Annotated in this window: 23 protein-coding genes; 15 read left to right on the top strand and 8 right to left on the bottom strand. The window is 48.0% G+C overall.

The features are described 5' to 3' along the window. Positions 1-61: 61 nt before the first annotated feature. The 6 genes from pabC to BTA35_RS01595 all read left to right on the top strand — a co-directional run bounded on the left by pabC (position 62) and on the right by BTA35_RS01595 (position 5,195). Positions 62-928, top strand: a complete 867-nt coding sequence (gene pabC / locus BTA35_RS01620) for an aminodeoxychorismate lyase (RefSeq protein WP_077242677.1) — start codon at positions 62-64, stop codon at positions 926-928. Positions 929-1,027: 99 nt separating this feature from the next. Next, positions 1,028-2,083 (top strand): endolytic transglycosylase MltG, encoded by a 1,056-nt coding sequence (mltG, locus tag BTA35_RS01615; RefSeq protein WP_202931148.1) that lies wholly within the window; start codon positions 1,028-1,030, stop codon positions 2,081-2,083. Positions 2,084-2,122: 39 nt separating this feature from the next. Further along, positions 2,123-2,776, top strand: coding sequence for a dTMP kinase (gene tmk, locus BTA35_RS01610; protein ID WP_077242676.1), 654 nt, complete (start codon positions 2,123-2,125; stop codon positions 2,774-2,776). Between the two features lie 61 nt (positions 2,777-2,837). Then, entirely contained in the window at positions 2,838-3,848 is a 1,011-nt protein-coding gene (locus tag BTA35_RS01605; RefSeq protein ID WP_077242675.1) for a DNA polymerase III subunit delta', read from the top strand. 86 nt (positions 3,849-3,934) lie between these two features. Continuing rightward, entirely contained in the window at positions 3,935-4,315 is a 381-nt protein-coding gene (locus BTA35_RS01600; RefSeq protein ID WP_238377465.1) for a PilZ domain-containing protein, read from the top strand. An 82-nt stretch (positions 4,316-4,397) separates the two neighbouring features. Beyond that, positions 4,398-5,195, top strand: a complete 798-nt coding sequence (locus tag BTA35_RS01595; protein WP_077242673.1) for a TatD family hydrolase — start codon at positions 4,398-4,400, stop codon at positions 5,193-5,195. Positions 5,196-5,276: 81 nt separating this feature from the next. On the opposite strand, the gene BTA35_RS01590 is transcribed toward BTA35_RS01595, so the two are convergent. Continuing rightward, positions 5,277-6,251, bottom strand: a complete 975-nt coding sequence (locus BTA35_RS01590; protein ID WP_077242672.1) for a YiiX/YebB-like N1pC/P60 family cysteine hydrolase — start codon at positions 6,249-6,251, stop codon at positions 5,277-5,279. 285 nt (positions 6,252-6,536) lie between these two features. Between BTA35_RS01590 and BTA35_RS01585 the strand changes: the two genes are divergently transcribed. From BTA35_RS01585 to BTA35_RS01555, 7 genes are all read left to right on the top strand, one after another. Beyond that, positions 6,537-6,824, top strand: a complete 288-nt coding sequence (locus BTA35_RS01585) for a hypothetical protein (protein WP_077242671.1) — start codon at positions 6,537-6,539, stop codon at positions 6,822-6,824. A 276-nt stretch (positions 6,825-7,100) separates the two neighbouring features. Next, positions 7,101-7,754 carry a TetR/AcrR family transcriptional regulator gene (locus BTA35_RS01580; protein ID WP_238377464.1) on the top strand — a complete coding sequence of 218 codons (654 nt, stop codon included), beginning with the start codon at positions 7,101-7,103 and terminating at the stop codon, positions 7,752-7,754. Next, entirely contained in the window at positions 7,754-8,647 is an 894-nt protein-coding gene (locus BTA35_RS01575) for a radical SAM protein (protein ID WP_202931147.1), read from the top strand. The genes BTA35_RS01580 and BTA35_RS01575 overlap by 1 nt, the downstream gene beginning before the upstream one ends. A 342-nt stretch (positions 8,648-8,989) precedes the next feature. Then, the gene (locus BTA35_RS01570; protein ID WP_077242669.1) at positions 8,990-9,340 is read left to right on the top strand and encodes a histone-like nucleoid-structuring protein, MvaT/MvaU family; all 351 of its coding nucleotides are present in this window, start codon (positions 8,990-8,992) and stop codon (positions 9,338-9,340) included. A gap of 327 nt (positions 9,341-9,667) precedes the next feature. Then, a complete protein-coding gene (locus BTA35_RS01565; protein ID WP_077242668.1) occupies positions 9,668-10,231 on the top strand; it encodes a DUF1285 domain-containing protein in 564 nt (187 codons plus the stop codon). A 119-nt stretch (positions 10,232-10,350) separates the two neighbouring features. Further along, a complete protein-coding gene (locus BTA35_RS01560; RefSeq protein ID WP_160054898.1) occupies positions 10,351-12,660 on the top strand; it encodes an ATP-dependent helicase in 2,310 nt (769 codons plus the stop codon). 18 nt (positions 12,661-12,678) lie between these two features. Then, positions 12,679-13,287, top strand: coding sequence for an acyl carrier protein phosphodiesterase (locus BTA35_RS01555; protein ID WP_077242666.1), 609 nt, complete (start codon positions 12,679-12,681; stop codon positions 13,285-13,287). A gap of 81 nt (positions 13,288-13,368) precedes the next feature. On the opposite strand, the gene BTA35_RS01550 is transcribed toward BTA35_RS01555, so the two are convergent. Continuing rightward, positions 13,369-15,006 (bottom strand): electron transfer flavoprotein-ubiquinone oxidoreductase, encoded by a 1,638-nt coding sequence (locus tag BTA35_RS01550; protein WP_202931177.1) that lies wholly within the window; start codon positions 15,004-15,006, stop codon positions 13,369-13,371. Between the two features lie 499 nt (positions 15,007-15,505). On the opposite strand from BTA35_RS01550, the gene BTA35_RS01545 reads away from it, so the two are divergent. Further along, the gene (locus BTA35_RS01545; RefSeq protein WP_077242664.1) at positions 15,506-16,255 is read left to right on the top strand and encodes an electron transfer flavoprotein subunit beta/FixA family protein; all 750 of its coding nucleotides are present in this window, start codon (positions 15,506-15,508) and stop codon (positions 16,253-16,255) included. 2 nt (positions 16,256-16,257) lie between these two features. Further along, a complete protein-coding gene (locus BTA35_RS01540) occupies positions 16,258-17,184 on the top strand; it encodes an electron transfer flavoprotein subunit alpha/FixB family protein (protein ID WP_077242663.1) in 927 nt (308 codons plus the stop codon). Between the two features lie 117 nt (positions 17,185-17,301). Here the strand turns inward: BTA35_RS01540 and BTA35_RS01535 are convergent, their stop codons facing one another. The 6 genes from BTA35_RS01535 to BTA35_RS01510 all read right to left on the bottom strand — a co-directional run bounded on the left by BTA35_RS01535 (position 17,302) and on the right by BTA35_RS01510 (position 23,535). Next, the gene (locus BTA35_RS01535) at positions 17,302-18,285 is read right to left on the bottom strand and encodes an Abi family protein (RefSeq protein ID WP_077242662.1); all 984 of its coding nucleotides are present in this window, start codon (positions 18,283-18,285) and stop codon (positions 17,302-17,304) included. A 119-nt stretch (positions 18,286-18,404) separates the two neighbouring features. Next, on the bottom strand, positions 18,405-19,220 hold the full coding sequence (gene xthA / locus BTA35_RS01530) for an exodeoxyribonuclease III (RefSeq protein ID WP_077242661.1): 816 nt from the start codon (positions 19,218-19,220) through the stop codon (positions 18,405-18,407). A gap of 41 nt (positions 19,221-19,261) precedes the next feature. Continuing rightward, positions 19,262-19,471, bottom strand: coding sequence for a hypothetical protein (locus tag BTA35_RS01525; protein ID WP_077242660.1), 210 nt, complete (start codon positions 19,469-19,471; stop codon positions 19,262-19,264). A gap of 251 nt (positions 19,472-19,722) precedes the next feature. Next, the gene (locus BTA35_RS01520; protein WP_160054895.1) at positions 19,723-20,898 is read right to left on the bottom strand and encodes a DUF1513 domain-containing protein; all 1,176 of its coding nucleotides are present in this window, start codon (positions 20,896-20,898) and stop codon (positions 19,723-19,725) included. A gap of 1 nt (position 20,899) precedes the next feature. Continuing rightward, positions 20,900-22,042, bottom strand: a complete 1,143-nt coding sequence (locus BTA35_RS01515) for an imelysin family protein (RefSeq protein WP_077242658.1) — start codon at positions 22,040-22,042, stop codon at positions 20,900-20,902. After that, complete coding sequence (locus tag BTA35_RS01510; protein WP_077242657.1) at positions 22,042-23,535, bottom strand: di-heme oxidoreductase family protein; 1,494 nt, start codon at positions 23,533-23,535, stop codon at positions 22,042-22,044. Before BTA35_RS01510 ends, BTA35_RS01515 begins: the two co-directional genes overlap by 1 nt. Positions 23,536-23,548: the final 13 nt, after the last annotated feature.

Raw genomic sequence — 23,548 nt, 5'->3', positions numbered from 1 at the left:
GTACATAAAAGGGCCCGATGGGCCCTTTTTTATCTCTGTCTTTTGCTATTGAGCCCCCCCTATGGCATTTCAAACTCTGATAAATGGTGTTACACAGACCTCATGGCCGGTCGCTGATCGAGGTCTTGCTTATGGCGATGGCGTGTTTGAAACCTTCAGGGTTATTGAAGGGCGTGTGGGGCTATTTAACCGGCACTGGCAACGTTTGAAATACTCTCTGCAACGACTTGATATCCCTGTGCCTTTGTCTGAAGAGCAGCTGATAAGAGCTATTGCAGACGTTGTTGATGGCGGTGATGGGGTCGCTAAGCTTATGGTGACCCGAGGTAGTGGGGGTCGGGGTTATCGATGTCCAGACAACCCGGATAGCCAATGGAGTCTCCAGGGCTTTCCTCTGCCGGAAATCGAGTCTGAACATTATGCGTCAGGTGTCAGTGTACGAAGTTGTCGCCTGCAACTTGCAGAGCAGCCTGCGTTAGCAGGAATGAAACATCTGAACCGGCTTGAGCAGGTCATGGCACGTCAGGAATGGCAGAACGAGTACTTTGAAGGTTTGATGTTCAGCCGTTCGGGTTATCTGGTTGAGGCGACCATGGCTAATATTTTTCTGGTACACAAAGACAGACTTTTAACGCCGAGATTAAATCTTTGTGGGGTTAAAGGGGTGATGCGTGATGCCATTCTGGAGCAGGGGCCTGCCATTTCCGGTGCGTTGGCTATGCCCTGTGAAACCCCGGTGTTAAGCGCTTCGGATCTGTTGCAGGCTGATTCAGCGTTTATTTGTAACAGTGTTCGTGGAATTATACCGTTGTCACATTGGTATGATGAACAGGGTGGCTTGATTCAGTCCTGGGATTCGGCTGAACACTCTGTGGTTAAGGCGTTGATCGGTGCCTTTCATCCTGCTATGAAATTACCGATTGTGTGAGCTGTTTTGCTTTGAAATTTGTCGGGTTAACCGACCCCTGTACCAGGTGAGATATTTGTGATGCCGGAGCTCTGCCGGTAGGTTGTTTAAGGAATAGATATGTTTTTTCTGAATCGTCGGGTTATTGCAGCACTTGCGGGGGTTGCTGTTCTCATACCTTTGCTTTCTTTTGTATATTGGAAGCAGCTGTTACAGCAGCCGTTACCGCTCTCTGAGTCTATGATTTATGACGTTAAGTCTGGCTTTGGCGCTCATCATGTGATGGCGGAACTCAATGCTGAGGGTATTTTACCGGATACCTGGCCACTGAAAATCTGGCTGAAAATTAATCCCGAAAAAGCTCAGCTGAAAGCAGGAGAGTACCGGATTCCTGCCGGTATTAGTGCCTATGAACTTATGGGCTTACTGACGTCTGGCAAAACGGTCCAATATCAGGTGACACTACCGGAAGGTTTGAACTTTTCCGAGGCTTTGCAGCTTTTGCAGCAACAGGAAAAATTAGCGGTTAAAACCCGTGATATGAGTATCGCAGACATTATGCAATGGGTTTCCGGCAAGTCCGCCAGTGCTGTAGAGCATCATGAAGGACGCTTTTTTCCTGATACATATCAATATCATAAAGGTATGACTGATCTGCAGATTCTGAAACTTGCTTATGAAAAAATGAACCGGGTTTTAAATGACGAGTGGCAGAAGGCTGACCAGGCCGCGTTACCCTACAGTAATGCCTACGAAGCCCTGATCATGGCATCTATTGTTGAGAAAGAGACCGGGGTGCCAGAGGAGCGTTCGCGTATTGCAGGTGTTTTTGTTCAACGTTTGGAGAAGCGTATGCGCTTGCAAACGGATCCAACAGTGATTTATGGGCTTGGTGATCGTTATCAGGGCAATATTACCCGGAGCCATCTGAAAGAGAAAACAGCTTATAATACATATCGAATCAATGGCTTACCGCCAACGCCCATCGCTCTTCCAGGGCGTGATGCGATTCATGCAGCTCTGAACCCCCTGAAAGAGGGAGAGCTTTATTTTGTTGCCCGTGGTGATGGTAGTCACAAATTCAGCAAGACATTGCAGGAACATAATAAAGCGGTGCGTCACTATCAGATTTATAAACGTAAACAGAATTATCAGTCATCCCCTGAGGCTCAGTAATAAATTTGAGCAAACCGGTTTGACCTGTTGGAATTGATCATGACCTTGATAGCAAACAACCGAAAACAGGGCTGTTTTATTACTTTAGAGGGCTCAGAAGGTGTTGGTAAAAGCACTAATCTGGCTTTTGTACAGCAATGGCTTGAAAAAAACGGCTTCCAGCCGCTAATGACCCGTGAGCCAGGCGGCACGCCAATGGCTGAAGAGATACGTGAGTTACTGCTGACTCAGCGGGATGAAGACGTCAGTGAAAAAGCTGAACTCCTATTGATGTTTGCCGCCCGGGCTCAGCATTTGGATGAAAAAATCCTGCCAGAGCTTGCCCGAGGCCGGTGTGTGGTCTCAGATCGTTTTACCGATGCGACCTACGCCTATCAGGGGTACGCCCGTGGCCTGAATCTCGACTGGATAGCTCAGCTGGAACAGTTGGTACAGGAAACGGTACGTCCAGACCTGACTATTTTACTGGACCTGTCAACAGACGTTGCCCGTCAGAGGATGAACAAACGCGGCACGACTGATCGGTTTGAGCAGGAGCAGGCTCAGTTTTTTGATCGGGTGCGGCAGGGTTATCTGGTTCGGGCCAAAGCTGAGCCGGAACGCTTTGCTGTGATTGATGCCAGCCAGGCCTTAGAGCAGGTTCAGCAGGATATTGCTGATGTACTGCAGCGCTTTTTTGATCAAGGTGACTGAGCACCTGATTTGACTTCCTGGGTTAGCGTAACACTTGATAATGATATATTAGGGATATCCAATGACAGAGCTCGTTAAAGACTCACCTCTCATCCCTTTTGTCTGGCAGCAGGATTACTGGAATCAGCTTACAGAGCAGCACCGCTCTGGTCGTTTGCCCCATGCGCTCCTGTTGGCTGGTGCTCAGGGTATTGGCAAGTATCATCTGGCCAGGGCGATGGCCGCCTATCTTTTATGCCGTCAACCTGGGAAGACCGCGTGCGGTAATTGCGCGTCCTGCTCTCTGTTTTATGCAGGTACTCATCCCGACCTGATGGAAGTGATGCCGGAAAGTGAAGGGAAGCAAATCAAAATTGAGCAGATTCGTAAACTACAGACTTTTGCCAATAAAACGGCTCAACAGGGTGGTTTTCGGGTGGTTATTCTGCAGCCAGCTGATGCAATGAATATCAATGCGGCTAATGCGTTACTGAAGAACCTGGAAGAGCCGGGTGATAATGTGCTCTTTATTTTACTGAGCCACAGGCTAAACGCTGTGATGGCGACGATCAAAAGCCGCTGCCAACAGTTTTCGTTACCGGTTCCTGATAAAGAGTTGGCGTTAGACTGGCTGGGGCGTCATCTTTCCAGCCATGGGGCTTTACATGCGGAAAAATTACTGAGGATGGCTCAGGGGAACCCTCTGCTTGCTCAGGAGTTGGCAGATGAAGCATTGCACAAGCAGCGGGATAAGCTTTTTTTCGCCATGGAAAATCTGACCCGTGGTGGCGACCCAGTAGAGTTAGCGCCAGGCTTCATCGAAGGTAATCTGCAGTGGACGTTGCGTTGGATGCAGCAGTGGTTGAATGACTGGTGTCGCTGGATGGTGACTCAGGATGAGTCTGACCTTTCCTTTCCGGATATGCTCCCCCTCTATCGTCAGTGGCAGCATTCATCTGATCTGGAAAAGGCCCGCCTGCTATTTCAGGAGGTTGGATATCTACGTACCCAGTTACTGTCCGGGGCAAACCCCAATATCCAATTAGCGATGGAAGCATTACTTATTCGGTGGGTCGACAAGATGCTATTATAAGGTTTGGCAGAGTTTACAGATAGAGGGTAATAAGGCTGATGCTTTTATCTCTGAGGTAAACGGTGCGTGATAAAGGTAAACGGTGTGTGATAAAGGAGTATCAGGCGATGGAGCAGGAAACAGGAAATAATAAAGCCCGACTAAAAGCAGCTGTAGTAAATCTTGATAAGAAAGAAGAGCTTTATAAAGCATATATGCCTTTCCTGCACCATGGTGGTTTATTTCTACCAACCCGGAGTAATTTCCGCCTTGGACAGACGTTATCACTGATGCTTAACCTGATGGATGAACCCGAGAAAATTCTGGTTCAGGCACATGTGGTTTGGATTACTCCTGAGAGAGCTCATGGTCAGCGTGCCGCTGGTATTGGTGTTCAGTTTACAGAGGAGCATGCTTCATTGAGAGATAAGATTGAGCGCTATTTGTCAGGCCAACTTGACTCTGAGCGCCCGACCTATACGTTCTGAGCGTCCACAACACCTGCTGCCATCTAGAACATCGTAGAGTTGTTTTTTTATCCCCATAGAATTTAAGTTGTTTAGGATATTTATGTACCTGATCGATTCACATTGTCATCTTGACCGCCTTGATCTGACTCCCTATAAAGGTGATCTTAATCAGGCTCTTAACGCGGCCCATGATCGGGGGGTTAGTCACTTTCTGGCGGTTAGCGTAACCCTTGATGATGTGGCTGGCCTGAAAGACCTGGCCCGTCAATATCCTTCTGTTTTTGCATCAGCTGGCGTTCATCCGTTACAGGATCTGCCACATGAGCCAACGATTGAGGAGCTGGTAAAAGAGGCAGAAGATGAACTGATTGTGGCTGTGGGTGAGACCGGTCTCGATTATCATTATGCTCCTGACACTAAAGATTTACAGAAAGAGCGCTTTAAACGCCACCTTCTTGCTGCCCAGAAGGTGAATAAACCTGTAATTATTCATACCCGGGATGCAAAAGAAGACACATTGGATATGCTGGAGCAATACGGGCCGGATGCTGGCGGTGTACTACATTGCTTTACCGAAGATCTTGATATGGCTCGCCGCGGCATTGCTCTGGGCTACTATGTATCTATTTCCGGTATTGTTACCTTCCGCAATGCTGATCAGGTACGGGAAGTGGCAGCAAAAATTCCCCTGGACTCTCTGCTGGTGGAGACAGACTCACCTTATCTGGCACCGGTTCCGCATCGGGGCAAGAAGTGTGAGCCACAATATGTTCGCGATGTAGCAGAGTTTATTGCGGCGCAGCGTGGTATTTCATATGACGAGCTTGCAATGCAGACGACGGCTAATTTCTTCCGTTTGTTTAAGGGGGCAGTGCCTAAAGCTGTAGCGGAGCAGTAACACGACTGTCGTTAGCGATGCCAGTTAATGGCAGAGTGCTTGTTTTATCGTTGAATGGCCAGATGATATCTGGCCATTTTTTTATTTATCATGTGCGGAGTCTGATGCGGATGGGGGCTCATTGCTGCCCTCGTAGAAGTCATTATCACTCTGAGGTGATGTCCAGGGGACAAAAGGTGTTTTTTTGGTTTTTTGTTTCTTTTTCATGGCATATGGCAGGGGTTCATCACTGGTTTGGCCCTCAGGGTAGACATACATGGACTGCTCCTGGCTATCCAGAACACCCTTACCGTGCCAGGGTAATAGTCTGTAATCGGCATGCTCCGAAAAGTCCATAAAAGGGTATTTGATAATCTCAAAATAAGGCGAGTAGTCAAAATCTCTGGGGGTGCATAGTTTAGGGTTTCTCCTGAATAGCTGAAACCCTAGGTCACCACTCTTTTTGACCAGGGGGAGAATCGGGAACTGGATAAAGCCAAACGCTTCAGCAATCATGGTCGAGCAAACTGTTTTAGTAGCCTTCCCCGCATTGTGCTGAAAGAGTGATGAACGCCAGCGCCGAGGCATAATCCACCAGGGAAAAAGAAAGCGTGCCAGATCGAGAATCTGACGAACATCATACTCTTTACCCAGCTGACTAATGGCGTAATGAATCATCTGTTGGCTATCTTTGTGACTTAATCCTCTGGGGCGGCAAATACGAATATGGTCTTCCCTGTAACTTGCTAAATCCCGAATGACCGTACCCATGCCCAACTCAGATTCAACAATCAGCTGGGTATCCGGTGAAAAGGGGAAGAGCTCGCTCAGCGTATTTCTGAGTTCAGGGTCCTCAATATCGTGCAGGCGTCCGAGATATAGTGCCGCATGGGACCAGGGGCTTTGAGTGATCATTTTAATCACATCGCTAACCCTGGATCGGCCTTCTACCAGGAGTACATCACAGGAACGAACCTCATACCGGATGCGCTCAAAATCTGACATAGGAAATTCAGGTGCGGGCCTGTGTTGTGTCAGCCAGTTAACAATTGGTCGTGTCATTTTTGTTATTTTCATCGCAGTATCCCTCGCGATTGCTATCTTATGTGATTGTTCATATTGGGAAATGCTCCTTTTAATAAGAGTAGGCTATTTACGGGGCTCTGTCAGAGTCGGTTCATTGCTGAGTGATGAAGCCATAGGGGTAAATACAGGGTGGCCAGGGTTCTGAATGATGACGAGGGTCAAGTGCTGGCTCGGAGGGAGGGAGAATTCATTAAAGCGTCACATTGGCTTAGCCGAATAAGCATATACTGAGTTTATGACGTGAAAATGACTATAAAAAAACACGGAGAAATCGACATGAAAACGTACCAGGTCGAACAGTTTGAGCTTATTGCCCGCCGCGCATTCAATCGTGTCTTATTACCCAAAATCAGTCCGGAGCTTAATGTTACGGATGCCCGGGTTTTTTTTAATAATTGTGGCCAGCTGATGATTCGGGATCATCAGAGTGAACTCGTATTTTCTGATATCAGCATGGATAGTCTGCGCTGTGTTAAGGAAGCTGGAGGAGTCCATGTGATGAATCCGGCAGTGGATATTCATCCTAAGCTGATCTATATCCCACTGGGAAGAGGTTCTGATTAGAGCCTGATATGTAGCATCCTGTTTCGGCCTATATAATATAGACTTCGGATGTTCTTTTTGATGATTAACCCTGTGGCCTCTGCAAGTTACAGGGTTTTTTAGTTCTGTACTGACAAATATCAGAATGTGACTGAAAAAAAGAATCTGGTCAAATTAAGTGTGGAATGGTATTGTGTGCGGCGCAACATAGGGGGTTGCGCCAGCAGGTGTCAGTATCCTCACTAAGCTTTGATACTGATAATTCAACAGGTTCATATTTGTTAGGCAGTAAATGTTATGACCTTATCCGCAGTGGAAAAACAAGCCCGTAAAGTGCAGGAGTTTCGTCAACGCGAAGCCAATATTCTCGATGCCGCTCTCGAGTTATTTATGGAGCATGGAGAAGATCGTGTTACCGTCGAAATGATTGCAGACCATGTTGGTATTGGCAAAGGTACGATCTACAAGCATTTCCGTAGTAAGTCTGAGATTTATCTTCGCTTGATGCTGGATTATGAGAAAGATCTGGCTGACCTGTTTCAGTCCCCCAAAATATCTGAAGACAAAGAGGCTTTGTCACGTGCCTATTTTGAATTCCGTATGCAGGACCCCGGTAAATATCTGCTGTTCTCCAGGTTGGAAGAGAAGCTGACTAAGTCCTCGGGTGATACTGACATGCTGGATGAGCTGCATAGTTTCCGAGCCCGTAACCTTGAAAGTCTGACGGATTTGATTACCGCCCGCATTGATGAGAATAAACTGGAAGATGTGCCATCTTACTTCCATTACTGCGCCCACTGGGCGTTGGTACATGGCGCCGCAGCTTTGTACCAGTCGCGCTTTTTCAGGGAAGTGATTCAGGATAAAGATGAGTTCTTTACCTTCCTGATGGAGATCGGTGTGCGCATGGGGAATCGTGGTCAACGAGGGCGCAATAGAGAGGAGTCATGATGTTTAATGATTTTCCTGTGCAATATATTGAACCCGTGTACCGGCCTCCCAGTGAGGCCAAATCGTTTATCCTGCCGGTAACCAATGGTTGCAGTTGGAATCATTGCAGTTTCTGTAGCATGTATACCGATGTTCAGAAGAAATTTTCGGTCCGGAAAGAATCTGATGTCCTGACTGATATTCAACGGGCCGGCGAGCAGCTTGTAGGCGTTAGCCGTGTTTTTCTGGCGGATGGCGATGCAATGACCTTATCCTTTCGTCGTCTATTGACCGTTTTAAAAGCCCTTAATCATGCATTCCTTGAATTGCGGCGCATTGGTGCCTACTGCTTGCCACGAAATGTAGCCCGAAAGAGTGTTGAAGAATTAACTGAGTTAAAAAATAACGGTCTATCAATACTCTACGTAGGTGTTGAATCTGGTGATAATGAAGTATTAACTCGAATTAAAAAAGGTGAAACAGCAGAGACGACATATTCTGCGCTACAGAAGATAAAGCAGGCAGGAATTAAAACATCTGTAATGGTGCTTAATGGTTTGGGTGGGCAGGTGTTATCGGAGCAGCATGCAGTAAACTCTGCAAAGTTGATCAATAGAGCGCAGCCAGACTATCTGTCAATATTGGTTTTAACCTTTCATCGTGGAAGGCAGAGGTTTGTTGAGGCATTTGGAGGTGATTTCGCTGAACTGGATAGCAAGGAGTTACTTAAGGAAATGCATCTGTTTATCTCGGAACTAAATTTAAACTCAACGGTCTTTCGTTCGGACCATATTTCTAATCACCTGGTGCTGAAAGGTATATTGGGTCGCGACAAACCTGCTTTATTACAGGCGATCAGGCAGGCGCTTAGCCCTGAATGTGAGCTTCCGACGATTGCTTTGAGAAATATTTAATTAAGATCTATTTTTTGTTCAATAAATTACTCGGATATTCTCTATGGGATTTTTTGGAATAATTTAAAGGTTTATATGTCTTGTAATTCTAAATATCTGATATTAGTATTACCGGCATTAAAGTTTCTTGTTTAGGCGTTTTGAAAGGGTCTTAAAAAGAGTTTTCACTCTAGTTTGAGATATGATTGACCTAGAGGTCCAGAATAAATTTGCACACGTATCCATCTACAAATCATGCCCATCGTTGATGGTGTTTTTACCTGAGAACGTAGTGCAGCAGACCTGCCTGAGCTAAGAACTTCTGTTTCCCCCACAGCACCTTTATGTAACAAGAGAGTTATTATGTCTATTATTAACAAATATCGTGAGAAAGAACGTCTGATGCGTCAGCTGCAGGAAGAACTGCAGGCAATGGAAGAAAAGCAGGAGCTGAAACAGGAACTGGCTTTTAAAACGGCTGTTGAAGAAGTACTGAAACAGTTTGATAAGTCTGAATCTGAATTGCTTGCTCTGTTTGGTGCAAGTGAAGATACTGCTGAGTCCGGTAAGTCACGTCGTAAGCGTACTCCAAGTGTTTATAAGAACCCTCAGACCGGTGAGGAGATCACTGTTCGGGGTGGTCGTCAAAAGGATTATCAGGAATGGATTCAGAAGTACGGTAAAGAAACGGTACAGAGCTGGAAGGTTTCCTGATTTAGCACGTATATGAGGTGACTTCCTCGTATTGGCATCGCTTGTTTTTTGCGATGGTCAAAAAGCAGCTTCGGCTGCTTTTTTTATGTCTGCAGGCTGTGTGTATCTGTTTTTTTGCATTAGAACTTTCTTATTTTTTCGTGAATTAAGAGCGCTGTTATTCCTCTCTTCAAAACGCTGTTGGCAGGCAGACTTGTTATAGTTTTAATCCATTCATTTATTATGGCTTTTTCTGTAGCTTCATTCAGGTCTGTGGCCTCTTATTAGTCACAGCATTTTCTCTGTCGCTGGGTTAAAATAATGTTATGAAATCATAGGAGAGAGGGTATGTTATCCGGCAGCTTTTCACCGGCACAATTGGCTCAGCACATCGATAAAAACAGTGGGGAAAAAGGCCTTCCTCCGGTTGATAAATGGAACCCTGAATTTTGTGGCGATATCGACATGCGTATCGCTAAAGATGGACAGTGGTTTTATATGGGATCGCCAATCGGTAGGGCTGCATTGGTACGTATGTTCTCTACTATCTTAAAGCAGGAGGGCGACCGCTATTTTCTGGTGACGCCTGTTGAGAAGGTGGGGATTCAGGTAGATGATGTGCCTTTCATTATTACTCAGCAGCTTGAACCGTATGAAAATAAACTCCGTTTTGTCACCAATGTGGGCGATGAGGTTCTTTTAGACGAAGAGCACCCTCTGAGCGTCTCGGTTTCTGAATCCGGAGAGCCGGAACCTTATCTGCATGTACGTGCCGGTCTTATGGGGCGACTGCACAGAAATCTCTTCTATCAGCTGATTGAAGAAGCGGAGCCATTTGAGGCTGAAGGAAATTCTTATCTTGGTCTTAAAAGTGGTGGTCGCTATTGGTCATTAGGTGAGCTACCGGAATAGTTTTCTGCAGTGTTTTGCCCGATGAACCCTGTGAACCGCTGCAGAGTTTATCGGAATACCTATTTTCTGACTCAGGCACTTCTCCTTTCAAGCCTGAGAGTTAAGTTTTGAGAGATCCTGTGTCCCAATCTGTACAGCCTGAACCGGTCAATATTTTTTCTGCACCTCTGCATCTGACATCGCAACAGCAAAGTGTGGTGCATCACGGTAATGAGCATGCCCGGGTAATGGCTGTAGCCGGCTCCGGTAAAACGACAACCTTGGTGCACCGGGTTCTTTTTCTGCTTGCCCAGGGCTACGAACCACGCAGAGTAATGGTTCTTATGTATAACCGCTCAGCCCGGGTCGACTTTGAAACTAAGCTGCAAAGGGAATATCAGCGCCAGCAGGTACATTATCCCAGACCCGATATCAGAACTTTTCACTCAATCGGTCATAAGCTTTGTGAAAGTCTTGTGCGCTGGGGCGTGCTGCAGCCCCGGAGCCTTGTGCGGGAGGGTTGGCCCTACGAGAAGCTGGTTCGACAGGGGATCACCCAGGCGTTACCCAGTGCGGATCAAGCTACCCGACGTAAGGCTCTGGATAAGGATCATCTTGAAGCTTTTATGCAGTTTGTTGAGCGTGTAAAAGCTGATCTGGAAACACCAAAAGATCAGTTCCGGTTGCTCGGTTTGCCGGATGATCAGAAGTATTTCATCGAAGCGTTTGAGCAGCTGGAGCAGATTTTGGCCAGAGAGGGCGTCATGACTTTCTCTGACCTGCTCTACCGACCGGCGATGGCCGTTTTGGCCCGGCCGGAGCTGGAGGCGCGTATTAGCAATCATCTTGATCATGTCATTGTTGATGAATATCAGGATATCAACAGCATTCAACAATTCCTGCTCAGTGTTCTTGCAGGCGAGCGGGCCCGGGTGATGGTGGTTGGTGATGTTGATCAGTGCATCTACGAATGGCGCGGTGCCCGACCCGAATTTATGCTGCGGGATTTTGCCCTGCAGTTTCAGCAACCGGTCAGTTATCCGCTGTCTTACTCATTCCGTTATGGGGCGACGCTGGCTCTGGCCGCCAACCATCTGATTGGCCGTAACAAAAACCGGGATGCAGGCCTCTGTTTAGCTACCCCGGAGCATGAAGATACTCAGGTTCTGATTTTACCGGAACTCAACCAGCTGGTGAGTCATATCCAGCCTGTACTGGGGAGATCCGGAGCGGCGAGCATCTCTGTTCTGGTCAGAAGCTGGGCATTAAGTATGCCAATTCAGTTGGTGTTTCTGCAGCAGCAGATTCCGTTTCGTCTGCATCAGCAGGGGCATTTTGTTTTTAATCAGCCATTGATAAGCCAGTTCTTGTCCTATCTGCAATTGGCAGCAGGCGAAGCCAATGCCGCGATTGGTTCAGAGATGCTTGGACAGATGCTTAGCTTTCCACCTTTGTTTCTCAGTCAGGGTGAGCAGCAGGCGGTTCAACAGCAGGTGCAACATCATGGCTTAAGCCCTGACTCGATTGTTTCAGGTATGGATCTGAAGCCCTATACGGCAAAACGCCTGAAAAAACGCCTGGAACTACTCCTTGAACTGCAACGACAGCCTGCTGACCAGCCTGTTGGGCCTTTGGCGATTCGTGTGCTTCAGGATACCGATGCTTATGACCTGATTGATAAGGCGGCTGCAACCAAGGACCAGGCGCAGGAGCGTAAACAAACTTTGCAGGCGCTGGTTAACTATATCCGGCAGCAGAGAATGAATGTTTCCCAGTTGCTGAATCATATTGAGTTGCAGAAGCAATCCGGAGCCAGTCAGAATCATCATAGCGATGCCGTCACGATTACCACGGTTCATGGTGCCAAAGGTTTGGAGTGGCCCCATGTGGTGCTCGCGGGCCTGACAGAGGGGAGTTTCCCGTGCTATCAGAACGTTGCAGACTTCGATGAAAAAGCAGAGGAAAGTGAGCGGCGTCTTTTCTACGTCGCAATGACCCGGGCCCGGGAGACGCTTTGGTTATTGACCGACCATGGGCTTTCTGAAGAGCGTAAAAAACGCCCTAGTCGCTTTGTCACGGAGATGAACCTGGAAGACAGCCGTCTTGTTGCTGGCAGGCTCAGGTCTAATCCCTCTGACAATACAGAACTTAGGGTGGAGAATGTCGGACTGGTTCAGCAATACCTGTCAGCCTGCGGTCTTGCGGGTGTCAAAGTGAGTGCCCGGTCCCCAGAGAAAGCAAAGCCAGTACGATCTCAGGAGCCTTTGTCTTCTAAAGTCGGGCAGAGCTCATTTTATCGAATTGGTGATCAGATAGAGCATGAAGTGTTTGGTCGCGGGGAGTTAACTCATATTGAGCCCGGAGCTCAGACCCGAATCACGGTTCGCTTTGGTCAGGGAACTAAAGTGCTGTTGGCAGATAAAGCGCCGATCAGACGCCTTATCGGCTAGATACTGAGGCTTATTGATATGAATTATCTGGCACATGCTTTTCTTGCCCGTGAGAAGGGAGAGGTCTTCCGCTTGGGTAATCTGATGGCGGACCATATCAAAGGCCCGGTAGATAACGTGCCGGATTTTCTACTCCAGGGGCATCCTGATGTTCCTGCAGAGGAATTGCTGGCGGGTATCCGTTACCATCGCTTTATTGACCATACTGTTGATCATTCGCCTCTTATTCGTGAGCTGCGGGAGCAGTTTTCTAAAGAGTATCGCCGTTATGCAGGCATCGTTCTGGATATGGCCTGGGATTATCATCTGGCCCGCTCATGGGCAGCCTATTCTGACCTCCCTCTATCGGTGTTTGCGTCCCATCAATATCAGCTTCTGACTCGATACCGTGATTTACAGCCGGATTCTATGCAGCATATGGTGCGCTATATGGTAAAAAATGACTGGCTGGCTTCTTATGCCGAGGCAGATCAGATACGCCGGTCGCTGGTGGGTATGTCACAGCGGATGCGACGAGATAACAAGTTGGCTGAAGCGTTTATTGAGATCCCAAGACTTGAATCAGAGTTGAGCAAAGCCTTTCCCTTGCTTATGGATAATTTGTTGCGCCAGAGTTTCGGCCAATAAAAAAGGGAAAGCACTGCTTTCCCCTTTTGTTATCCGGTCGGGCCACCATTGCCGGATAGCACTCGTATGTACCTGGCCATGTTACATATTTGGATAGTTCGGACCACCAGCACCTTCCGGTGTTACCCAGTTGATGTTCTGGGATGGGTCTTTAATATCACAGGTTTTACAGTGCACGCAGTTCTGTGAGTTGATCTGGAAGCGGTCATTACCGGTTTCCTCATCTTTTACAACTTCATATACCCCGGCAGGGCAGAAACGTTGTGCTGGTTCAGCCCACTTTGGCAGATTGACCTGCAGAGGTATGGTTTCATCTTTCAGCTTCAGGTGGCATGGCTGGTCTTCTTCGTGGTTCGTGTTAGACAGGAATACGGAAGATAGCTTGTCGAAACTCAGTACACCATCCGGTTTCGGATAATCAATTGGCTGAAAATCAGCTGCAGGCTTCAGCATGGCGTAATCTTCATGGGTGTCATGCAGGTTCACTGGAATGCTGAACAGGTTCTGATCGATAAAGTTGAAGGCACCACCCAGCATAGGACCAAACTTATGCATTGCAGGACCGAAGTTACGGGTCGCATACAGTTCCTTAAAGGCCCAGGACTGTTCCCATGCAGTTGTGAACGCCGTTAGTTCCTGACCACCTTCATCGCCTGCTTTCACCGCTTCGAAAATGGTTTCCGCTGCGATCATGCCGGACTTCATCGCAGTGTGTGTGCCCTTAATCTTGGAGAAGTTCAGCGTACCGGCATCACAACCGATCAGAATACCACCCGGGAAGGTCATCTTAGGCAGACAGTTGTAGCCACCTTTTGTGATGGCGCGGGCTCCGTAAGACACCCGCTTACCACCTTCCAGGTGTTGCTTCAGTTCCGGGTGGTGCTTCATACGCTGGAATTCGTCGAACGGGCTCAGGTACGGATTGTCATAGTTCAGATCCGTAATCAGGCCAACCACGACCTGATTGTTTTCCGCGTGATAGAGGAAGAAACCGCCGCTGGCACCATTTTCAGTCAGTGGCCAGCCGGAGCCATGAACCACAAGACCCGGTTGATGCTTCGCCGGGTCGATATCCCAAAGTTCTTTGATACCGATGCCGTAGTGCTGAGCATCTTTACCCTCATCCAGTTTGAACTGACTGATCAGTTGTTTACCTAAGTGGCCACGGCTACCTTCAGAGAAAATGGTATATTTAGCGCGAAGCTCCATGCCGGGCATATACATGCCAGGTTTTTCACTGCCGTCTTCCGCAACACCCATGTCGCCGGTGATAACACCTTTAACGACGCCATCTTCGATGAGGGGTTCAGCCGCAGCAAAGCCCGGGAAAATTTCAACGCCTAACGCCTCAGCCTGAGTGGCCAGCCAGCGGCAAACGTTGCCCAAAGAGGCGATATAATTGCCATCATTGTGCATATTTTTAGGCACGATAGCATTCGGGAAAGTCTTAGCGCTATTGGGATCCTTCAGCATGACGACCTGATCTTTAGTCACTGCTGTTAAGAGCGGTGCTTCTTTCTCTTTCCAGTCAGGAATCAGTTCGTTTAAGGCTGTAGGCTCGATAACAGCGCCGGACAGAATATGGGCGCCCACTTCAGAGCCCTTTTCTACCACGCAAACTGTAAGCTCCTGGCTGGCATCATTCGCCTGTTGCATTAAACGAATAGCTGCTGAAAGCCCTGCAGGGCCAGCACCAACAATGACAACATCGAACTCCATCGCTTCTCTTTCCACGATACACTCCTCAAACAGCGTAGTGCGCCTGTATATCTGCGCGCCGGGGGGGCGCAGTAAACTAGGATAAGGCGCATGTAATTATTTTATAGTCTCATTTAAAACGGACGTTTGCTTCTGGTCAACCCTTATTTTAATAGAAGGTAAGTCTCAGGCTGATTACAGGGTGTCCGGACAAGGCAGAAAAAACAGTCGATAAATTAAACCGAGTGTTTAATGCGGTGCAGCAAGTATAGCGGCTAAATTGTGACCCGTCAGTTTAGAAAGGAATTTGACCTAAACCCAAAAAATAGTCATTATGGGATTGCGAGTGCAGCAAACGCTCGTTTGAAACGAATTCCGGTAGCATAGCTATTAATTGCAACCCTCCGTGTGCTGAGCTGTGTTGCCAAAAGAATGTGGCAGGATTTATAGCTTATTTCAGAGCGCCTGCCAGCTAAAGCTCGTCACGTTAAGTTATGTAAGAACAAAGAACGAGGAATTTATGAAGGTATTAGTTGCTGTCAAACGAGTCATTGACTACAACGTCAAAATTCGTGTTAAAGCGGACAACTCTGACGTTGATCTGACCAATGTTAAAATGGCGATGAATCCGTTCTGCGAGATTGCAGTGGAAGAAGCGGTTCGTCTGAAAGAGAAAGGTATCGCAACAGAGATCGTTGTTGTATCTGTTGGCCCTAAAACCGCTCAGGAGCAGTTGCGTACGGCTCTGGCGCTGGGTGCAGATCGTGCAATCCAGGTTGAGACTGAAGAAAAAGTAGACTCTCTGGGTGTTGCCAAACTTCTGGCTAAGCTGGTTGAGGAAGAGCAGCCGGGTCTGGTGATTCTGGGTAAACAGTCTATCGATTCTGATAACAATCAGACCGGTCAGATGCTGGGTGCGCTGACCGGTATGCCACAGGGCACGTTTGCTTCTGAGGTTGCTGTTGATGGCGAAAAAGTTAACGTAACCCGTGAAATTGATGGCGGCCTGCAAACGGTTGCATTGAACCTGCCAGCTATCGTGACCACAGATCTGCGTCTGAATGAGCCGCGCTATGCGTCTTTGCCAAACATCATGAAAGCGAAGCGTAAGCCGCTGGATGTTAAAAACCCTGCTGATCTGGGTGTTGATGTGGCGTCTAAAGTGAAGACCCTGAAAGTTGAGCCGCCTGCAGAACGCAGCGCTGGCATTAAAGTGGGTAGCGTAGACGAGCTGGTAGAAAAACTGAAAAACGAAGCGAAGGTGATCTGATCATGAGTATTTTAGTCGTAGCTGATCACAGCAATGCCGCTCTGATTGGTGCCACTGCAAACACAGTTGCAGCAGCACAGCAGATCGGCGGTGATATCACGGTACTGGTTGCGGGTAGTAATTGCGCTGCAGCTGCTGAAGAAGCAGCAAAACTGGGCGGTGTTGCAAAAGTTATTGTTGCTGATAACGCTGCTTATGAGCATATGTTAGCTGAGAATGTATCCCTGCTGGTTGCTGATCTTGGTAAAGACTTCTCTCACATTCTGGCTCCTGCAACGTCTAACGGTAAAAATATTATGCCGCGCGTTGCTGCACTGCTGGATGTTGCTCAGATCTCTGACATCATTGCGGTTGAATCTGCGGATACCTTCAAGCGTCCTATCTACGCGGGCAACGCGATTGCTACGGTTCAGTCTGAAGATGCGATCAAGGTCATCACTGTTCGTGGCACAGGTTTTGATGCCGTAACTGCTGACGGATCTGCTGCCGTTGAAGCTCTGGACAATACCCAGGACGCTGGCAAGTCTGCCTTTGTTGGTGAAGAGTTGGCGAAATCTGATCGTCCTGAACTGACCGCTGCTAAGGTGGTGATCTCCGGTGGTCGCGGTATGGGCAACGGTGAGAACTTCGAGCTGCTGAACAAGGTTGCTGACAAGCTGGGTGCAGCGGTTGGTGCATCACGTGCAGCGGTTGATGCGGGCTTTGTACCGAACGATATGCAGGTTGGCCAGACCGGTAAGATTGTGGCTCCTGAGCTGTATATCGCGGTGGGCATCTCCGGTGCGATTCAGCATCTGGCTGGCATGAAAGACTCTAAAGTGATCGTTGCCATCAACAAAGATGAAGAAGCTCCGATCTTCCAGGTAGCAGACTATGGTCTGGTGGGTGATCTGTTCACCGCTCTGCCTGAGCTGGAAGGTAAGCTGTAAATACGGCTTACTTAATAGCTACCTGATAGCTATGTGTTCAATCGCAGGCTTCCCAACATCTTTACGGGAAGTCAGAACACAAAGCGCCCCGTAGGCTCTAAGCCTGCGGGGCGTTTTTTAGCTTCTACCGCGCCTCTTTTCCGCCAGAAGGAGCCTTACTTTTTGGCTCGCAAGTACCGGTGTTGGCCTCCAAAGGGCTGTTTTTTCCCAGTTATCAATGAACCCCATTGTCTTGCTGTTGATGATGGCTGGAGCATTCAAAAAAAGCTTTTGTAATCTACCGAGGAAGTTATCAGAGATATCGATTTGATCTGAAAGGTATTTCAAAATACACAACCTGCTATATATGGTATTTTTTTGCTTCATGTGTTCTTTCAGAAAGTCTGTATCTTTAGGAATAAAAACATGCATATCTCGGTTCCAGACCCTGTTGTGGTGAGCGCAAAGGTTTCTGAGGTGAGTTAAACTGTGGAACCATGATGTCATTACATCAATTGAGTTAACTCCAAACTTTTTGGCAATGTGCTTCTGATCTGAACTTTGAAGTTCGCTGTAGGCTTTGGACCAAGTACCGAATGTAAGAACCTCCGTTATCATCCATGAAGGCGGGTGTTTGGGGAAAGAATAAGTTTCTTCGTAGTGCTTGATAAAAACTTCTTTCGCATCTTTAATTCTCTTGAAAAAACCTTCATAGTCGAAATCACTTGAAAGTATAGAGAGATTCATGAACCAGTGAGGGCCATATTTTTCAGCCATGTGCTCTGATAAAGCTGTTCTCAAGCCGATTTCAACTTTTTGAATTTCTTCCAAGATTAGTAAGCGGAATTGCCTGTCAAATTCGTACAGTGCGATTATATCGTCGAAGGTTGTCCCAGCTTTAAATGTTTTAGGCTCGATTGGCTTAGGTTTGCGTTCTGTTGTTTTATGGTAGTAGGGATAGAAGTACCCTCTTAATCTAAAATAGCCTATAAAAGTTAAAGCATTTAATGCTGTCTTGCGGTTATTAATTGTTAACCCTCTCGACTGTAGCTTTTGTGTGAGTATGTCGATTTTTTCTGTTTTTTTGGTGTATTTTTTCTTGAATTGGCTCGACTGACTCATTTAAGACTCATTCCATAAGCAAAAAAACCCGCCTATTTGCGCTAGTCATTTCTGACAAGAAGCGTGGCGGGTGTTGTTAACAGCAATACTAGAGCATATTAGTGCAATGGTCAATATGCTCAGAATTTAAACTCAGCCCAAACCGGGCAGTGATCCGATGGTTTTTCCATGGCCCGGATCTCATAGTCGATACCGGTATCTGTGCACTTTTGCATCAGACTGTCCGTTAGTAGCAGAGTATCGATACGCAGGCCGCGCTTGGGGTCATCAGCAAAGCCTTTGCTGCGATAATCAAACCAGCTGAACTTGCTGTTATCTTCCGGGTGCTGTTCCCGGTAGCTGTCGACTAAGCCCCAACCCAGTAAGCGATCAAACCATTCGCGCTCTTCCGGCTGGAAGCTGGTTTTGCCGGTGCGTAACCAGCGTTTGGCATTCTGCTCACCAATACCGATATCCCAGTCTGTGGAGGAGATATTAAAGTCACCCATCACCACGACCTGTTGATCTTTGTTGTAATCGCTTTCCAGAAGGTTTTGCAGATCAGTATAAAACTTACGCTTGGCCGGATATTTTGTTTCGTGCTTAATATTTTCGCCCTGAGGGAAGTAACCGTTCATTACAGTTACCACAGAGCCATCGGCAGCCTCATAATCTCCGATAATCATGCGACGTTGGGCATCGTCATCATCTGTCGGAAAACCTTTTCGGATATTCAGCGGCTTATTTTTCGACATCAGTGCGACACCGTAATGGCTTTTTTGGCCGTAGAACTCAACGTGATAACCCGTGGCTTCAATATCTGCCAGCGGGAAGGCGTCATCGTGAACTTTAATCTCCTGCAGGCCGATGACATCAGGTTGCAGCTGGTCAATAACCGCCTGAATCTGGTGTAGGCGGGCTCGGATTCCATTGATATTGAAGCTGACAATTTTCACAGTAAAAAATCCTGTTATTAAAAGAAATTGATGACCTGCTTTTAACTATCGGCTTTTTTCACACCCATGCGTGCCAGTTTTTTAGCAGCTTGTTCTTTGCGCTTTTTATCTTTCTTTTTATGGGCGGCAGATTTTGGGCCAACAATGCCTAAAGCACTCTGCTCTTCACGCCATTTTTTAAAGTCTTCTTTTTTTCCGGTGCGGATATTGGCCTTGCCTTTCAGCGAGCGGCTTTTCTTAGAACGGGACATATCAGGCTCACTTTTATCATTGGATAAATGGGTAATTGGCGCAATAAATCTTGCTGGGAAAGGTCTTTTCAGGACGTTTTACGAAAAAGCGCCAGAGGGCGGGCATTTTAGGACAGAGGCCGCCTGGATACAACGGCCATCTCATTTATCCATGTTGCTTTAATTTGACAGTTTGTCGGTAATGTCGAAGAGAGCAGGCTAAAACCCACCCTCTTCTGTCCCTTTTGTATTTGCAGCAGAATGCCTTCAGATTAGGAGATCCAGGTGAGATGGTTGTCCCAGTGAATGCCTGCAAAGTTCTGTTGCCAGATTTTTTTACCACTTTTGGCATCAAAAGCGGCAAGGTCACCATTACCACTACTGACATAGTAGATCGGAAGCTCAGGGTGCGCACAGACTCCGGCGCAATCCTCAAGCTTTTGTGTCTTAATCAGCTTGCCTGTTGAGCGTTGCCAGAAAGTGACGGAGTTATCACGGGGTGCTGTGATGCAGACCGTGTCACTCCCTGTATGGCAACTTACGCTGGCAATATACCCTCTGAGCTGAGGCCAGAGGGTGCTGACTGCTTCAACTGACTTCAGGCTGGTATCTCCCATTCGATGGCTGAAAATCAGATTCGGGCTTTCAAAAACCTCCCCCTGATATTGAGCACCGACCCAAACCTGACCGTCGACAGACACATCTAAATGGCGTAACGACAGTTGATGATGTGGTGGCTCTACCTGTTCCAGCAATTCACCATTGCCATTGATATAGCTAATGTTGGGCTGCATGGTCTCAGGGTTTAGCTTAATGCGTGGGTAGTCGGGGTGGGTTTCGATGCCGCCATTTGCTATCACCATAATGGGGTGAGCTTTGCTTTCAGCTTCAGTCAGTGGCAAAAAGGCGATCTGATGAGGCCCAATGCCATGACTATCCCACTCCGCAACCTTTTTGAAGTTGTTTTGCGGATCATATCGCCCAATAACACCACGTGCCGCATCATAGTCATTCTCTGGGGCGTAAAACCAACGGCCATCTGGAGTAAACAGGCCATGGCCATAGAAGTGTCGCCCTTCATCAGCGTTTACAAAATAGCTTTGCCCGCTTTTGATATCTTCTATCAGCAATTGGGCATCGGGCCTGCGGGCAACAGAAACCAAAAAGTGGCCGTCGGGTGACGCCACCGCCTGGTGACCACGCCAGCCACTTTTCTGCAGGTTGGGTTGATCCCTTTGCAGAGTCAGCAGCTGATGGCCTGCGCTATCGGTTTTGACGCTGCTGGCCAGGTGCAGTGCAAGGCTGTTTGCTAATGGCATAGAGTCCGCGTGGAGAGGTTTTACGCCACCCAGAATACAGCCACCAGCCAGCAAAAAACTACCGCTTATACCTTGCAGGAAATGCCTTCTGCTGACAGTGGATATATCTTTGGAGGTGTCATCCGGCATATCAATCACCATCGGCAGAGTTAAAACGCTGTGCCAGCTGGAAATGAGGGAGTGGTTTTTTCAGTGCCCGCTCAAGGGTTTTAATCTGAAGGTTAAGGGCCGTGGCTTCGGTTTTACCTGCCATGGTCTGATAAGCCTCTGAGCCCATCGCCATCAGGGTGTCCAGCTGACTTTGTGTTTGCTTGAAAGCATCTTTGATGGCATCAGCTTCATCGGCAAAACCTAAATGACGCAGTAACAGATCCGGGCCATTCACTGGCTGTGTCTGCCCCTGCACGGTCAGGCCGAAATAGTAGTCTTCGATCTGATCCAGGTTGGTTTTCAGGCTCACCAGTCCCTGATCGCTGCGCCAGTTTTCTGCCAGGTAAGGGTTTGGCTGTGCATCGGCATCATTTAGGCGGAAGGGCTTGTAGAGTTTGTACTTGGCCATCTGTTCAAGGGTTTGAGCCAGGCCATCCATAAGATAGCCTGTGGCCTGTTTTGTGCTGGCAAAACTGTCGTTACCCAGTGCTGCATCATGCCAGTGACTCAGAAACTCACTTTGCTGCCAACGGGTTAACATCGCCGTAGCGTTTTCCTGACTTTTATATGTGATAGCCATTAACAGGTGACAGCTATCTGCAGGTGTTGAGTGTTTCAGGTGCTTGGGGTCAAACAGCAGATACTCACTGGCGGTCAGGCCCTGTAGCGCAATACCGCCATTTTTCAGTTCAGCCTGATCACCCTGTTTTAAAAGTGCACGGGCTTTGCGTTCAACCAGGTTTTTCTTATCCGGCCAGAAGCTGATATTCAGTCGGGTCGTAACATCATTGTTCGGTCCTAAAGGAAAGACCTGCAGCCTTTGCCATTGCTGATAGGTATTGCGCCATTGCTCTTGCAGGGTTGGTAAGGATGGCCAGTCCTGTAATGGTGCATGATTTTGCTGACCTGAAGATGTACAGGCTTTTTGCGTTGTCTGATTCAGGCGGGTACTCAGACCGATGAACTCCTGTATTTGTTGCAGCTGTGTCTGTTCAACGGAGTGTGTGTAAGCATCATAATTAAATGCGGGTTTTTCTGCGGCCTGCAGTGATACGCTGTATAGGAGAACAAGCGCAGAGCCAAGGCTCTGAGAAAGCCGCAATATATTGAATGGTTGTAGCATTAAAGAGACTCCAGAAACTGTAACAGTTGTTGGCGTTGGTCGTTATCAAGTGCCATATAATGATTACGGGATATTTCGGCTTCGCCTCCATGCCATAGAATCGCCTCTTCCAGAGTGCGGGCGCGACCATCATGCAGGTAGTTTTCCTGGCCCGTGACGACTTTATTTACGCCGACTCCCCACAGTGGTGCGGTACGCCACTCCCGGCCATTGGCCAGATATTCCGGGCGATTATCGGCTAATCCTTCTCCCATGTCATGCAGTAACAGATCGGTAAATGGGCGGATTTTCTGATTTGATAACTCAGGCCGGTCAGAGGCTTTTCCCGTTGTCCAGTGTTCAATATGACATTGATTGCAGCCTGCATTCTTAAAGTGTTGATAGCCCTGCTGTACTTCTTCAGAGTCACTTGCGCGCTGTATCGGAACAGCCAGGTGCTGAGTGTAGAAGGTTACATGGTTCAGCGTTTTATCCGGTACTTCCGGGGTACCACCGGATACGCTCTTTTCACAAGGTTGGCTGCTGGTGCAGTCTGTGTCAGGGTGTAATGATGTGGTGAGTCCCATATCACCGGCAAAAGCACCGGAGTTTTGCTGTTTAAGTGATGGTTCAGCGGCTTTCCAGCCAAAGCGGCCCAGAGCTGTTGCTTGCTTCTGCCTATCCCAGACATAGTTTGCTTTACCGGAAATACCGTCATTATTACGGTCATCAGGGTCGGCGTTAGCCAGAATATCCTGCTCGGAAACCAGCTCCAAAAGCCCAAGACCGACCATAAGTGGAGCAATCCGTGGAGACATATGCAGGCCTGCGGTAGGTTGACCGTAAGCCGGGTTGATCAGTTCGTAATGAGGCACCCGTAGTTCTGTCTCGCGACCATCCGGATACGTCACTGTTTTGGTGGTATAGGTGAGTTTCATTTCACCTTCCGGTGTGATTCCCGGCGTTGCCATGTTTTGTAGCTGTCCGCCATAAACCGGGTCCGGTAGCGGGCCATATTTGGCCTGCTGCTGTTTGTCGGCTTCTGTGAGCGCTGGGCGACTCAGCCGGAGAAACAGGCTGACAGCCTGGTCGGTCATCGCATCACGGTCTGGGTTGTATGCAGGCACATGACCCCGGCCATCTTTCAGGTGACAGTTTTGACAGGCATTGGTATTGATTAAGGGACCAAGGCCGTCCCTTGCCGTTGTACTGGCCGGTGCCATGACCCAGGGGGCTTTAAAAAAGCTATTGCCAACTTTAAAGTCCAGCTGGCGCAGTGGCGATAGATTCGCAGAGGGGCGTGAAAAGGCGTTACGATCATTTTGGTTGACGCTGGTCATGCCGCCTAAACGTGGATTTTGTGGTTCGGCATACGACACCTGGCTGATGGTCAGTGCCAGTAGTAAGCTGCTTGCCAGAAACGTGGTTGAAGTTGTTGAATTACTTGCCAGGAGGCCTGTTTTAGCTGGGTATTTGCATTTGCTGTACAGGTCTTGAATTTTGATCTGAATCATTTTTTTTCGGTCT

It is taken from the genome of Oceanospirillum linum, assembly GCF_001995095.2.
Lineage (GTDB): Bacteria > Pseudomonadota > Gammaproteobacteria > Pseudomonadales > Halomonadaceae > Oceanospirillum > Oceanospirillum linum.
Note: the sequence above shows the minus strand (reverse complement) of the source record. Positions and strands in the feature narration are given on the sequence as shown.